The sequence below is a fragment of the Flammeovirga sp. SubArs3 genome, assembly GCF_947387565.1.
Lineage (GTDB): Bacteria > Bacteroidota > Bacteroidia > Cytophagales > Flammeovirgaceae > Flammeovirga > Flammeovirga agarivorans.
The window spans coordinates 338,966-354,331 of the sequence record NZ_CANDOA010000001.1; the positions used below are offsets into that span (position 1 = coordinate 338,966).

A 15,366-nucleotide genomic window follows, 5' to 3' on the forward strand; every position below is an offset into this window, starting at 1 on the left:
CAATAATTGACAAACAAACTAGATCTATCATTTAGAACAATTATTACATCACCAAGACTTCAATAAGTATACTAATTCAATACTTCCATAAGAATCACATAAAGTGATTTTGGTAGAAATTTTTTATTAAAAAAGACAACTGATCAAAAGTAATTTAACTGGTTTTACAATGATTTTGTCTTTACGTATTCACCTTCGATTAAATAATACAGGCTGTGTTGAAAACGAAAGCAATTTCATTTTCTCACAATAAAAAGTATTTCATAATCTCTTTTTATAATGTGGATTTTCATATTCATTTTCTTTGCTATTGCTTCTGCATTTACAGTGCTCAACTTATCGGTAGCAGAATCAAAGAAAGTATTTTTTACCGCGATCTCAATTTTGATGATCGTAAATCTTATCTACTATCCTTATAGTGTGGAGGTGACCAACCAAACACTTAGCAATCTATTGGGAAGAAGTGATTTGGTTTCTTTTATCGCATTAGTACAAATTTTTGAGTCCATATTATTAATAGGGCTTTTTGTGCTACAGATTAAAGGACACTACAAGAAACGAGCGAAAAAAATCATATCATGGTTTACCATTTTCCCATCCTTTATTTTTCTAATGGGGCTCTTCTTTTTACAAAGTTATTGCTTCATAAATATTGAAGAATATCCATTTCTATTGATCGCGTTCGCTTTTGCTCTCGGTGTAGGTGTCCTACTTTACTTGGCTGTAGCATTTGTGAAATTCATCTTACCGGAATGGGACATAAGAGCAGAATTAAAGATGCTCACTTCATTACTCCAAATCTTATTAGCGATGTTTTTACCATTAATTGTGAAAGGTGTTCAAGTTCCTTTTTCCAATCTGGTGGTAGAGATACAACCCATACTTGTAGCAGGAATTACCGTAATAAGTGTCGCTTCTATCGGGGTATTCTTATACATGAAAAGAGAAAGAAAATATTATTCAAATAAAAATAAGTAAGAAACAAACATGACTAGTGTAACAAACATTTTGTATTGGATTTCAACTGGGTTACTCATTCCAGTAATCGCAATTCTACTCTTTAGTTTTGTCAAATCACTATTATTATTAGGTGGCTTCTTTGGTATGTTCATTAATAGATTAAAATATACGAAAGAGCAAAAAGAGATGATTGGTAAACTCAATAAAGACATCTCTTTGTTAGACAGTCTAACCTCATTAAAAGGAAATAAACAATTCTCCATTCACCTAGAAAGAATCGTTGAAGCTGAAGGCAATGAGGTCGTTAGTGAAAAATCATTAGCTGATTTCGAAGTGTATTCAGAAAAAGAATTAAGCTCTTCTAAATCTCTTGGTCGTATTGGCCCTATGATTGGCCTAATGGGTACTTTGATTCCAATGGGGCCTGCCCTAGCTGGTCTAGCTTCTGGTGATATTGCTTCCATGGCTCAAAACATGCAGGTGGCCTTCTCTACAACAGTAGTGGGTATTTTCATAGGGGGTATTGGATATGTAACACAATTAGTAAAGCAAAGATGGTTTGTTGAAGACCTTAACAACCTTGAGTACATCCATAAATTAACAACAAGATAACTCCTTCATACCATGAGAAAAAGAAGATTTTTAACGAATGGTGGTGAGGATGAAGATCCACTATCGGGGATGGCCAACCTCTTTGATATTGCAATGGTATTTGCCTTAGCATTGATGGTCGCACTAGTATCCCGCTTTCAAATGACGGAAATGTTGAGTAGTGAGGATTTTACGATAGTAAAGAATCCTGGAAAAGAGAACATGGAAATCATTCAAAAGAAAGGGAAGAAGATCGAAAAATATAAAAGTGATAAAAAAGCAGGAGCATCTAAAGGCCAAGGAAAAAAGATTGGTACTGCATATCAACTGGAAAATGGAGAGATCATTTATATACCAGAAGATTAATATCACATAGTCAATTAGACTTTTAGTTAACACACAAACTTTATTCTTTTTTCAATTAATTATTATGAAAAAATCCTACATCATAGTTGGAGGATTAATCGCTACATTACTCATCATTTTTTATGTAGTGGTCTTAATGCCAACAAAAATTGCTTTAGTCCATTTTAGAGATTCACAAATGGCTGAAGTGGCAAAAGTCAATGATAACTGGTTTATTCAACCAGAACAAATAGATTTAAAAACTGATGATTTTTCGGGGATTACAGATTACCCAGCTATCTATTTATTTCATATTTCTACACTTTCTTCTGAGCAAAAAGCCAACCTACAAAAGGCAATGGAAAACGGAAGCAAAGTACATGTTCTATCCGCAACCAGTAAAGAAAACGATTTAAGTAATATTGCTGGAGACGATCTAGACTACATCATGAAATGTTTTGACAACCATGGTGCAGAAAACGTAAAGAGATGGTTAAATTATTCTCGTAAAGTGTTTGATGACCAATCATTATTTGTAGATGAAATTACAGATCCAATCACTTATGCGAAGGATGTATTTTATAGAATAGGGAATGTTGCCTTTGAAGACCTAGACGATTATTGGAAATATTACAAGGAACAAGGACTTTACAAAGAAGGTAAGCCAAGAGTAGCTATTCTAAATATCAATGCTAACCCTCAAACAATTTTTAGATCTTACCAAGACAGTATCATCCTCAATATGGAAGCTAGAGGTTATAATGTTGCGGCAATCAGTGGAAGATATAAGAAACTGTCCAACCTGAAGAAATTTCAACCGAATATGGTCATGAGTTTCCCACATGGTCGATTGGATATGAGAAATGGAGATGATGTGGTAGAATGGTTAAAAGAAAATGATATCCTTTTACTAACTCCTCAGCTTGTACACCAAACATATGAAGAGTGGGACAATGACCAACAAGGAATGTCGGGTTCTATTTTTGGGCAAAATGTAGTAGTACCTGAACTCGATGGTGCCATTCAACCTTTTGCTGTTGCTGCAGAATATATGAACAAGCAAGGTTTTCATACTTATAAACCGATCCCTGGTAGAATTAATAAGTTTTGTGAGACTGCAGATAGATGGTTGGCTTTAAAAGATAAAGCAAACAAGGATAAAAAAGTAACCATTTTCTATTACAAAGGACCTGGTCAGAATGCATTAGTAGGTGGTGGACTTGAAGTAGGTATTTCGATGTTCAATGTACTAACACAAATGAAAGCTCAAGGCTACAACCTTGGCGACCTACCTAAAGACTATAACACTTTTATACAACGAATCTATACTGAAGGACCTATTTTAGGTGAATATGCTCAGGGTACATTCAATAAATTCTTAAAAGAAGGTAACCCAGCATGGATCTCTACAGAAGAGTATGATGCGTGGTGTAAACAAGAACTGGATCCTGAGAGTTATGCAGAAGTAAAAGCCGCTTATGGAGAGGCTCCTGGAGATTATTATACTACTATTAAAGACGGTAAAAAGTATCTTGCTATTCCTAGAGTACAATTTGGTAATGTTTCATTATTACCAGTTTTAAGTGCAGCCTTAGGAGTCAATGAATTTAAGGCGATCCATGGTGTTAAGAAGGCGCCTCCACATGCCTATATTGCTTCTTACCTATGGCCAAGAATGAAAGAAAAAGTAGATGCTATCATTCACTTTGGTACACACGGTAGTGTTGAATTTACTCCTTGGAAACAGGTATTACTCTCACAGAAGGACTGGCCAGAAGTACTCATCACACCAATTCCTCACTTATACATTTATACCATCGACAACATCGGTGAAGCAATGATGGCTAAGCGTAGAACATATGCTACCATGGTTTCACATCTAACAGAGTCATATTCTACAGCAGACTTATACGATGAATTGGATGAGATCTCAAGAGTATTAGGCAACTTCGATGCAGTACCTGACGGTGATGTAAAAGAACTCCTAAGAGATAAAATTAGAGCATTTGCAGATACATTAGATCTTGAAAAAGACCTTGGTATTACCAAAGCAATGGTAAAAGAAATGAGTGATGAGACAGCAGGGTTAATTGAAAACTATGTCAATCACTTAGGGAAGGAAAAAATTACAATGGGATTACACACATTCGGCGTTTCATATTCAGATAAAGAAATTTATGAAACAGTGAAGATGATGTCCGTTGATCCTTTAACCCAAAGTATCAGAGAGTTGGATAAAACTACAGGTACAAAAGGATTTTACCTTTCTAAATACAACAAAACATCTGGAGTTCGTAAGGAAGGATATGATGATATTGCACTTAGAATGATTACTGATGTATTGGATAAAGGGTATACTACTCAAAAGATCATGACACCAAAAGCTTTTGATACTATTGAGGAGTTAGAGAACGAATATGGTGCTCCAAAAGCATCGGTGATCTCTGATTATTATGGTGGTGCATATGCTAAGAAAAAGAAGAAAGTAGCTCCTTCGAAATCAAAAGAGGAAATGGTTTACAACCCAGTTACTCATAAGATGGTTCCAAAATCTTCATTGAAACCTCAGAAGGTAACAGACGATGCTGCTAAAGGATGGACAATGCATGTTGCTGCTTCAAGAAATACGGCCTATGGTATCGATATCATTAAAGACGAAGAATCATTTGAAGAAATCTCCTCATTGCTAGACCCTGCCACTTTACACAAGTTTTCTAATGCGGGTAAATTAGACGCGAACATTCAAGCTCAAGTAGATATCATTAATAATAAGACCTTTAATAAGTTAGTGAAATACCTACAAAATGAGGAGAAAAGAACAATGATATTAAAATGGTTGGCCGAAGAACAAACGCAAAATAGAATTGCAGGATACCGTTCTAGTATTGATAGTAGAATTATCAAAAAGATCTCTTCTGGTACTTATGTTGATGATTTCTTATCTGCGTATAAGTCTAAAAACTATAAAAATGTTGTTGCTAAATATGACAGAAAGAAAAGTAAAACTGTCAACAGTAACATTCAATATATCTTAGATAAGAAAGCGTCGATCATTGCTGCTGAGACTTCTAATTCAAACTTAACCGCAATTATTGCTATCTTAAAAAGTGAAGGAGCTCAGAAGCAATTGCAAAGCAATATTGCCATTCTAGAAAATAGAATTCTTGAGATTGCTATGGAAGAAAAGCAATTATTAGCTGCTCTTTTAATGATGCAAGAAAGCATTGAAGCTGTTCAAGAGTACAACGAAAACCTTAAAGCTTCTCCAAAAATGGAGATTGGTGCTTTACTCAATGGTTTAAAAGGTGGATACGTTGCTCCTTCTTCTGGTGGAGATCCTATTTCAAATCCATTGGCAACACCAACAGGTAAAAACCTCTACTCTATCAATGAGCAAGTAACGCCAACAAAAGAAGCCTTCGAAATTGGTAGAAATATGGTTGAACAGATCTTACAGAAACATATTTCTAAACATGGTGAATACCCTAAGAAGATTGCTTATTCTCTTTGGGGTGGTGAATTTATCCGTAATCAAGGTCTTAACATTGGACAGATCATGTACATGTTAGGTGTTGAGCCTGTTCGTAACCAAAGAGGACGTGTTTATGATGTCAAGCTGATTCCTATGAGTGAACTTCAACGTCCAAGAATTGATGTTGTAGTCCAAACGTCTGGTCAGTTTAGAGATATCGCTGCATCACGAATTTATCTTATTAATAAAGCCATTGAACTAGCTTCTGAAGCAGAAGATGATGGCAAATACAGAAACTATGTAAAAGAAGGTACGGCTCAAGCTGAAGCTTCAATGAAAGATAAAGGAATGTCTCCTGCGGAGGCGCGTAAGTTTTCTACTGTTAGAGTATTTGGTGGTGTAAACGGCAACTATGGTACAAATATCATGGGCTTGGTGGAACAAGGTGACAAATGGGAAACAGAAGAAGAAATTGCTGAACGATATATTCAAAACATGGGTTCAATGTATGCAGAAGGCAGCTGGTCAGAATTTAGAGAAGGTATGTTCGAAACAATGCTCGAAAATACTGAAGTGGTTGTTCACCCTAGATCTTCTAATGTTACGGGTCCTATTTCATTAGATCATGTGTATGAATTTATGGGAGGTATTACCGCAAGTGTTAGAGTAACAACGGGTAAAGATCCAGATGGTTATTTTAATGATTTCAGAAATAAATACGACCCTACAGTTCAAGGATTGAAAGAAGCTATCTGGTCAGAAACAAGAACACAGCTCTTTAACCCGAAATACATCAAAGCACAAATGGAAGAAGGTGAATCGGCTGCAGAAGTCTTTGCAGAAAACTTTAGAGATACGTATGGTTGGAATGTGATGAAACCTGCCGCTATCGATAAAGAGATCTGGGAAGGATATTATGATATCTATGTTAAGGATAAGAAAAACTTAGGAACAGTAGAGTTCTTCAAAAACAAGAATCCTTATGCCTTACAAGAAATGACGGCGGTGATGCTTGAAACAGTGCGTAAGGGTTATTGGAAACCTTCAGATGCGGTGAAGAAAGACATTGCAAAACTACATGCCGAATTAATTAAAGACAATAAAGCCGGTTGTAGTGGATTTGTTTGTGATAACGCAAAGCTTAGAGAAATGATCAAAGGGTTACTTTCAGATGAACTCAAAGAATCATATTCTCAAGAAATTGCTAATGTAAGAACAGGCGAAACAGCTGACAAAAGCAGTGAAAGTGTTGTTTTAAAGAAGGAAGAAATAAAAACGCTTTCTGAAATTATTCAAGACAATCAAAAGGCTATTATCAGTTTAGTTATTGCGATTCTACTATTTGGAGGTGCCATCACTTGGGGTATCGTTAAGAGAAGAAGAGAAGCGTAAGCTTGATAAATACAACCAATAAATGCCCTGAAATGCGAATCGTCATTTCAGGGCATTTGTTTTTTCTAGCCTCCTTTGAATGCAAAAGAGAATAAGGTAAATTGGATCATTGAAATAATTATTACCTCTCTAACTTTTTGCCATATGAAAGCAACTCAAGAACAGAATGACCGCATTGCGAAGATGACATTTGCTTCAGTTTATCCTCATTATATCACAAAAGTCGAAAAGAAAGGAAGAAGCATAGAAGAATTACATCAGGTTATTGAATGGCTAACAGGCTTTAATGCTTCCAAAGTACAAGAGATGGCCGACGCTAACATTACTTTTGAAACTTTCTTTGAACAAGCTCAAATTCATCCTAATGCACACCTAATTACAGGAGTAATTTGTGGTTACAGAGTGGAAGAAATAGAGTTTGAATTAACACAGAAAGCTAGATATTTAGATAAACTGGTTGATGAACTCGCAAAAGGAAAAAAAATGGAGAAAATATTAAGAGAACCTAAGAAGTGATTTTAAATTTGACTTACAATAAATAAAACCTAAAATTAAATACTAATTATGAATATCCATTTCGAAACAGATGAACTAATTGTCAGAGACCTTGAACAACAAGATCTTGAAGGTATTTTTCTTTTAGATTCTGACCCTGAAGTACATGAATTTTTAGGAAAAAGACCAATAAAAACCATCGAAGAAGCCCAGAAAGTTGTAGACTATATTACAGGCCAATACAAAACAAATGGAATAGGTCGTTGGGCTGTCATTGATAAAGCCACCAATGATTTTGTAGGTTGGACTGGCCTTAAATATGAAGAAGAGTTAAGAACTGAGTTTAACTATTATGATATCGGTTACAGACTCCGAAAGAAATATTGGGGTAAAGGCATTGCAACTACTACAGCCCTTGCCTCATTAAAATATGGTTTTGAAAAATTGAATTTAGAAGAGATCTGTGGAGCTGCTGAAATTGATCATATTGCCTCCAATACCGTTCTAAAGAAGATTGGGTTAAAGCTTTCAGGTACATTTATGTATGATAATGAGCCACATAATTGGTACAAAATCACAAAAGAGGAATGGATAAATAATCAGAAAAAGTAAGTACAAATGAATCATTTAATCATACAAAACCTCTTTGATCTTTGGGAACATATAGGTGAGATCACAAATACTTTAACAAAGACAGATCAGTACTCATCGGTATTTATGCAGCAATCCGATTGGCCCAAAAGAGTGTTCCGAATTATTGATAAAAAAGAAGTCCTTTTGGATGTAATTGAAAAAACTAAAAGTAATGAACTTCCTGAAGGTCTTACAATTCAATCTCCTAATTCCTTAGAAAACAATGATAGTTTTCAATATATCATGAGTCAGAAAAACATGGCGATTGATATCAAGGAAGTAAAACCAATAGGCGAGAATAATTTTATTAAACAGGTCACCACCAAAGAAGATGCCTATAGTTTTGCAGCAACAGCATCCCAATCATTTGGATATACTGTTGATGGCAAAGTCGTGAATGCTATTTTACAACATTCATCCAATGTCCGATTATTTATCTTTCAAGAAGAGAATACTACATTAGGGTGCGGAATGGTTTATTTTGACCCTAGAGGTATTGCCGGATTGCACATGATTGGAACCATACCAGAAGGCAGAGGAAAAGGAGTAGGAAAAAGTATTACGGAAAGGTTATTGAAAGAAGCGAAAGCACAAGAAGCAGAACATTGTGTATTGCATGCTTCAAAAATGGGTGAACCTATCTATTCCAAATTAGGTTTTAAGACATTTGGAGAGATTGAGACTTACAGAATAATTAAAGAATAAATGATGTTTGATCATTCAAAATAGTATATTACGTTATGTATTCTTTCTTTTATGAAACAATACATAACGTAATCGATTAACTACTTATACAGTTAAAACAAAATATCAATTACAGCTGTCTTTCGTCCAAAAATTAACGATACTCATTAAAGATGAAACACTTAACTCATCTTCAAATCTGGTTCTTTTCCAAACGTCATGTTTTAGCAAAGAATAAACAGTTTTATTATATCACACAAGCTGCCTATTTATTTGGAATGATTGCTCATGCAATGGGAATTCCAATGTTTTATGAGCTTGGTATCCATGAATTGGTCACCTTCAATGCCGTTTTTAGTGTGCCCGCATTTTTAATGGCACTGATTCTAAACAGAAGAGGAAAACACAATTTTGCCTTCCTTTGGGCATTCCTGGAATTACTTTTCCATCAAGTCGTCACCACCTATTATTTAAGTTGGGATATTGGTGCTTATTTTTGGTTGATTTATCTCGCTGGTCTCTCCTTTTTTAATTCTCAATGGCAACTTAGGACTCAGCTTTCATTATTAACCACAGTAATTGCCGCTTTTATTTCGTTGTTTCTTTTTTGTCAGGAAGGTGTCTATGCTATCGACATTAACCTACTTAAAAATTACTATTTGATCAGTGGTATCACTGTATTTATGGTACTTTCACTGTTGATTTATTATTTCGTTTCTACTACCACAAAAGCAGAATTACTATTAAAACAAGAACAAGAAGTCACTAAAAAAATGCTTCACAAAATTGAAGGATTATTTGGACAACAGGTTTCTCGAGAAATTGCTGCCGAGATGATCGACAGTGAAAAAGAAATAGAAAGTAAACAATATTCAGCAACGATCATGTTTCTGGATATTAGAGATTTCACATTGCTAGCTGATTCAAGACCACCATCAGAAGTAGCACATATTCAAAACGAGGTTTTTAGTGCCTTAATTGATATTATCAGAGTACATCATGGAAATGTTCTGCAATTATTAGGTGATGGTTTAATGGCTGTTTTTGGAGCCCCAAGAGCAAATACAACACATGCTCAAGATGCTGTCAATGCTTCATTTGATATCTTAGATAAAATTAAACATTTGTCAGAAATAGGACATATACCCAAAATCAGAGTAGGAATAGGGTTAAATACAGGAGATATAGTTGCGGGTAATCTGGGTAATGATACCAGAAAAAGTTATTCAATCACAGGGAAGAATGTTATTATCGCTGCTCGCATAGAACCATTGAATAAAAAATACAACAGTCAACTATTGATTTCAGAAAGCGTCTATACTGAAATTAATAGTACAGAGATAGAGACAGAAGAACTTGGCCATATTCCTTTAAAAGGCATCGAACTCCCAGTGAATGTTTATAAGTTATCGTAGTTTGTGTAATGATTGACTTTATTAGTAGTCTCCTGTTTTCATAAATCCCCATTTTAATATTACCCCAAAATATCGTAAATTGAGGATTGTGATTACTTAAAAAACTACACTATAACTTATGAACAGGATACTTAGAATTAAAGCAGGCGAAATTTCTAATGTTTCAAAAAGAGATCTTAAAAAAGCGGTCAAAATACTATTGATTACCATGACTGTTTATATTCCTCTACAAATTTTCACTTTAAAAGGAGGCACAAACACACTCTTAATCGTAGCTATCAGTTCTATCTTTACGGTACTTATCTCTAGTGGAATATTGAGGTTTATGTATGGTTTCAAAAAATTATATTATCAAAGTCTTATTATTAAAGTAAATACAGAAGGAGTATCAAAAATTATTGATACTACTACCCCTCCATCACTATCAGGTATTCTAAAAATCAATTGGGAACAAGTAAAGAATATCTCGCAAAAACATAGCATTTCTATCAATTGGGAAGATATCAAACTGATAAAAGAAAATAAATACGGGTTATTAATAAAAGGAAAGCAATCCAATAGTTTTTCAGGCAATGGACAATTTCAAATTCCAAAAGAAATTGAAGAATTCAATGAGTTAAAAGCATTTCTGTTTAAAGTTCATCAAGACAAAAAAGAGGCTGTTCATATAGACTAATAGATCTCCTACCCAATAAAACTCATTTAAAAACACCATACAATCACCAATATTTCTATGCATTCAATATGTATACATAATGCTCCGATATGTATACATTATTAGGATTCACATCGAGTAATTTTGCTTTATACCGTTACCGAAATCATAATTCTAAACCGTAAAAGCATGATTACTAAAATGATAATGAACAGAATAGTACCAATGATTGCTACTGTTCGAAGATCTCCAATTTTAAGAAGACCTGACGAATATGGGATGAACTATGAAGATATCTCATTTAAGGCTACAGATGGCGTAGTATTAGAAGGATGGTTTATCCCTGCCAAAGAAAAATCTAACAAAGTAGTGATATGTAATCACTTCTCTCCAGGTAACCGTTATGGCTATGCGGGCCATCTAAAACCATGGCAAAATGCAGGTGGTTTTGAAGTAAATTTTCTTCCTAAATATAAAGCATTAACAGATGCAGGCTATAATGTGTTAGCCTATGATCTTAGAAACCATGGCTTTAGTGCTCCGTCACAAAATGGAGCGTATAATCCAAAATTCTTTGAATATAAAGACGTTCTAGGTTCTTTATCCTACATCAGAGAACGAGAGGATACTAAAAACATGGAAATACATCTACATAGTATGTGCTTAGGAGGAAATGCTACTTTAGTGGCTATGAATAAACATCCAAAAGCCTTTGAGGGAATAAAATCAATGATGCTTATTCAACCTATTTCTGGAGAAGCATTAGTAAAAAAGTTATGCAAAACCATGTATCTAGGAGCAAAAGGAGAAAAAGTCTTCGAAGAAGTATACAGACAGAAATTTGGTTTTAGAACAGAAGACTCCTCACCTATTCTTGATGCAAAAGCCGTCAAAGTTCCTACTTTTATGACTCAAGTAAAAAATGATAAAGCGACTTTTCCGGAAGATGTACAATCTATTTTTAATGCCCTACCAATTGAAGAAAAGAAACTTTATTGGATAGAAGGAACAGACGAGCGATTTAGAGGTTATACCTACTATTCAGAACACCCTGAAGCGATGATCGAATGGTACAATAAATATTCATCTTAATAATAAAAACTATGGCTAATAAAAATGTTATTTGGTGTGATCCTTCAACTTTACAAAAAGATTTACAAGGAAAAATATATATAGTAACAGGAGCAAATTCTGGGGTCGGCTTGGAAACTTCAAAGCAGCTGATTACTCAAGGTGCTCATGTGATTATGGCCTGCAGAAGAGTTGATGCCGGTTTGCTTGCTGCAGAATCATTTCTATCATTAAAAGGAAGTTTTGAAGTTTCAAAAGTAGATTTTTCAGATTTACAATCTGTAAGAGAGTTTGTAGAAAGGTTCAAAGAAAATTACTCTAAGTTAGATGGTCTTATGTGTAATGCTGGAGCTCTATTTTCCGGAGACAAAGCGAAATACACAAAAGATGGATTTGAAATGTCAATTGGAGTAAGCTATTTCGGGCATTTCTTATTAACAGAATTACTATTAGAGCTTCTTATATCAACTAAAGGTTCAAGAATAGGAATATTGTCTTCTGTAGGGCATGCGGGTAGTCCCAAAAAAAGATATCAAGTGCACTTAGATGATATTCATTGGAAGAATAGAAAGTATAATAGTGTGGATGCTTATTGTGAGGCCAAGGTAGCTGTTAACCTATACGCACTAGAATTGGCTGATAGGTTAAAAAATACTGATGTTAGTACTGCTTCTGTACACCCTGGGTGGGCAAGAAGTAATTTTGGTGGAAACGGAAGTATGATGAAGATATTAAGAGTATTATTACTACCTTTTAGTAACTCAATTACAAATAGTAACGAGGAATCTGCACAAACTTCTCTACATGTTTTACTTTCTGATGATGCTCCAAAGCATTCTGGAGCCTACTTTAGTCAGCACAGCGTTTTGTATAGAGATAAGGAATGTAAGAAAGGCGGTTGGCCAATGACTTCACCCAATCCAAACGCAAGAGACCTCAATACTGCAAAGAAATTAGTGGCATTAAGCAATGAATTAGTCGGTCTTGCTTAAAAGTAATCTACACCTCAACTTTAATTAATTTCAAGAATCATGGAAATACTCAACTCAAAATGGATATTGATCATCGGAATTCCTTTAGTTATCATTATTGTGTTATATTTCTTAGGTAATAAATCTGTCCATACAGAAATAAAAATTAATGCTACGCCCGAGCAAATCTGGAAAGTTTTAATGAATAAAGATCAATACAGGGAATGGAACACTGTGCTAATTCCAGTCAAAGGGAATATAAATGTCGGAGAAACCGTTGAATATGAATTCCACCAAGACAGTGAAAACCAAAGTATTATTCCTTCAAAAATATTGAAAATAGAAACCAATCGATTACTTAATCAAGGGGGTGGTATTCCGGGGATTCTTACGTATAATCACCGTTACATTATTGATCAAACTGAAAGTGGAAGTAAATTGACCATTCATGAAGACTATAAAGGAATAGGAGTTCCTTTCTGGAATCCTTCTCCAGTACAAAGGGCCTATGAGCGACTCTGCCATAACTTAAAAGATCGTGTTGAAAGTTTGAACAAATAGCATGTTATGAAAAATAATATCGTAGAAATAAACTCTATTACACAAATACACAATACCTTGGACATTCAAAAACCCAAGCATCCATTAGTATCAGTGATTCCTATGAGTTTATTATCACAATACAATTATGGTGATTACACCTATGTAATGGATTTATATCAGATCAGCTTAAAGACTGGAGTGAGTGGTGCAATTACATATGGACGTAATTCATACGACTTTCAAGAAGGCACCTTAGTTTTTTCGAAACCAGGTCAATCATTAAGTTATTCTGAAAATGAGGGAACTGATGGAGAAGAAGGGTGGATGTTAATATTTCACCCTGATTTAATTAGAAAATCTCCCTTAGGAGAGTCTATCGATAATTATACATTCTTCTCTTACGAAGCCAATGAAGCATTGCACCTTTCAAATGATGAAAAACAAATCTTAACTGAGCTTATTCAGAAAATTGAAAGAGAATATGAGAATAATATTGACCGACACAGCCAAGAATTGATCATTGCAAATATTGAGATGGTTCTAAAATACTGTACTAGATACTTTGACAGACAATTCTATACCAGAACGAACCTCAATAAGGACGCCTTCTCTAAATTCGAAAAACTTCTGAAAAGTTATTACAAAGACGAATTACACTTAGATCTTGGGGTACCTACTGTAAAATATTGTGCTACCGAACTCAATATGTCCTCACATTATTTGAGTGATATGCTAAGAAAAGAAACCGGCAAAAGTGCACAAGAACATATTTATAATTTTGTGATAAATAAAGCCAAAACAAGATTATTAAGTTCATCAGAATCTATAAGTCAAGTAGCTTATAGTTTGGGCTTTGAATACCCTCAACATTTTAGTAAACTTTTTAAAAACAAAACGGGTTATAGCCCAGTTGAATACAGAAAATCTTCATAAACTAAGGCCTTTTTACAAAAACGTAGCTTATTCATAAAAATGCTTACTGATCAAGTAAGGGAGTATTTTAAGAGTAGAACAATTCAAATTACAGGTATAAAGATTTCAATGAATTGTCTTTTTTACAGAAAATTGTTGTACTCATTTTTTCTGAGGGGTCGTTTTTGTTTTACATTTGTAGATGGAATATGACTATTTATTTCATTAATAATATAAGTTGGAATTTTACAAGTAGAACATTTGTTCTATCATTAGTTACCCTCTATTCAGTTTAATAAATTACCGTTTTGATATTGTTCTATTTAGGCACTAACCCAAATACTTACGAATTGATTGTAACCCAATAACAACAAGAATTTAATTGCCATCTTCTCGTTAAGACTACTCCTAATAGTACATATTGATGATATCTAAAGGTATCCCTTAACAACGTATATTTAAACTGTTATTTGCACTTAAATAATAACCGGGACTTAGTATCGTAGTTTACCCAAAAACGAACTTAAAATGAAGAAAATTGGATTAATCGGAGGTATGAACTGGGAATATTCTCAGATCTACTATCAGATAATTAACAAAAAAGTAAAGGAACTTCTTGGTGGTCTTCACTCTGCTAAATGCATTATGGAATCATTGGATTTTTCAGAAATTGATCGACTTCAACACAAAAACGATTGGGATGGCTTAACAAGACATATTACTGATGCAGCCATTAACCTCCAAAATGCTAAGGCTGATGTTATTGTCCTTTGTACTAGCTCAATGCATCAATGTAGTACTGATATTATAGAAAATACAGATATACCGTTTTTACATATCGCTGAGGCAACAGGCAAGTCAATCAACAAGAAAAATATAAAAAAAGTACTTTTACTTGGTACAAAGTCTACCATGACAGACGGTGTCTACAAAGAAATTCTTCAAAGAGATTTTAATATTGAAGTGATTACTCCAAATGAAGAGGATATAGAAATCGTTCATGAAATCATTAATAACGAATTATCTATTGGGATTACTACCCCTGAATCAAAAGAAACAGTTATGCAAATAACTCAAAAAGCAATTCAACAAGGTATTGAAGGTATCGTTTTAGGAGCAATCAATTTACCTTTATTGATTAATAATTTTGATTTCGAAGTGTCTGTTTTTGATTCAACAAAAATACATGCTGAAAGTGCCGTTTTATTTTCTTTGATTCAACAATAA

Annotated in this window: 14 protein-coding genes; all 14 read left to right on the top strand. The window is 34.2% G+C overall.

From position 1 onward, the window contains the following. Positions 1 to 279: 279 nt before the first annotated feature. Positions 280 to 978 carry a hypothetical protein gene (locus QL232_RS01455; protein WP_281612754.1) on the top strand — a complete coding sequence of 233 codons (699 nt, stop codon included), beginning with the start codon at positions 280 to 282 and terminating at the stop codon, positions 976 to 978. Between the two features lie 9 nt (positions 979 to 987). Continuing rightward, positions 988 to 1,572 (top strand): MotA/TolQ/ExbB proton channel family protein, encoded by a 585-nt coding sequence (locus QL232_RS01460; RefSeq protein WP_281612755.1) that lies wholly within the window; start codon positions 988 to 990, stop codon positions 1,570 to 1,572. A 12-nt stretch (positions 1,573 to 1,584) separates the two neighbouring features. Then, the gene (locus QL232_RS01465; protein ID WP_168882197.1) at positions 1,585 to 1,917 is read left to right on the top strand and encodes a DUF2149 domain-containing protein; all 333 of its coding nucleotides are present in this window, start codon (positions 1,585 to 1,587) and stop codon (positions 1,915 to 1,917) included. Between the two features lie 64 nt (positions 1,918 to 1,981). Continuing rightward, positions 1,982 to 6,760, top strand: a complete 4,779-nt coding sequence (locus QL232_RS01470) for a cobaltochelatase subunit CobN (RefSeq protein WP_281612756.1) — start codon at positions 1,982 to 1,984, stop codon at positions 6,758 to 6,760. Positions 6,761 to 6,904: 144 nt separating this feature from the next. After that, entirely contained in the window at positions 6,905 to 7,276 is a 372-nt protein-coding gene (locus QL232_RS01475) for a DUF2200 domain-containing protein (RefSeq protein WP_281612757.1), read from the top strand. Between the two features lie 48 nt (positions 7,277 to 7,324). After that, complete coding sequence (locus QL232_RS01480) at positions 7,325 to 7,867, top strand: GNAT family N-acetyltransferase (protein ID WP_168882202.1); 543 nt, start codon at positions 7,325 to 7,327, stop codon at positions 7,865 to 7,867. 6 nt (positions 7,868 to 7,873) lie between these two features. After that, positions 7,874 to 8,593, top strand: a complete 720-nt coding sequence (locus QL232_RS01485; protein ID WP_281612758.1) for a GNAT family N-acetyltransferase — start codon at positions 7,874 to 7,876, stop codon at positions 8,591 to 8,593. 152 nt (positions 8,594 to 8,745) lie between these two features. Then, complete coding sequence (locus tag QL232_RS01490) at positions 8,746 to 9,987, top strand: adenylate/guanylate cyclase domain-containing protein (protein WP_281612759.1); 1,242 nt, start codon at positions 8,746 to 8,748, stop codon at positions 9,985 to 9,987. 118 nt (positions 9,988 to 10,105) lie between these two features. Next, complete coding sequence (locus tag QL232_RS01495) at positions 10,106 to 10,663, top strand: hypothetical protein (RefSeq protein ID WP_281612760.1); 558 nt, start codon at positions 10,106 to 10,108, stop codon at positions 10,661 to 10,663. Between the two features lie 186 nt (positions 10,664 to 10,849). After that, positions 10,850 to 11,734, top strand: a complete 885-nt coding sequence (locus QL232_RS01500) for an alpha/beta hydrolase (RefSeq protein WP_211093253.1) — start codon at positions 10,850 to 10,852, stop codon at positions 11,732 to 11,734. A gap of 11 nt (positions 11,735 to 11,745) precedes the next feature. After that, positions 11,746 to 12,705, top strand: a complete 960-nt coding sequence (locus QL232_RS01505; RefSeq protein ID WP_281612761.1) for an SDR family NAD(P)-dependent oxidoreductase — start codon at positions 11,746 to 11,748, stop codon at positions 12,703 to 12,705. A 39-nt stretch (positions 12,706 to 12,744) separates the two neighbouring features. After that, positions 12,745 to 13,245 (top strand): SRPBCC domain-containing protein, encoded by a 501-nt coding sequence (locus tag QL232_RS01510; protein WP_281612762.1) that lies wholly within the window; start codon positions 12,745 to 12,747, stop codon positions 13,243 to 13,245. 6 nt (positions 13,246 to 13,251) lie between these two features. Then, on the top strand, positions 13,252 to 14,160 hold the full coding sequence (locus tag QL232_RS01515) for a helix-turn-helix transcriptional regulator (protein WP_281612763.1): 909 nt from the start codon (positions 13,252 to 13,254) through the stop codon (positions 14,158 to 14,160). Between the two features lie 507 nt (positions 14,161 to 14,667). Next, positions 14,668 to 15,366, top strand: coding sequence for an amino acid racemase (locus tag QL232_RS01520; protein WP_281612764.1), 699 nt, complete (start codon positions 14,668 to 14,670; stop codon positions 15,364 to 15,366).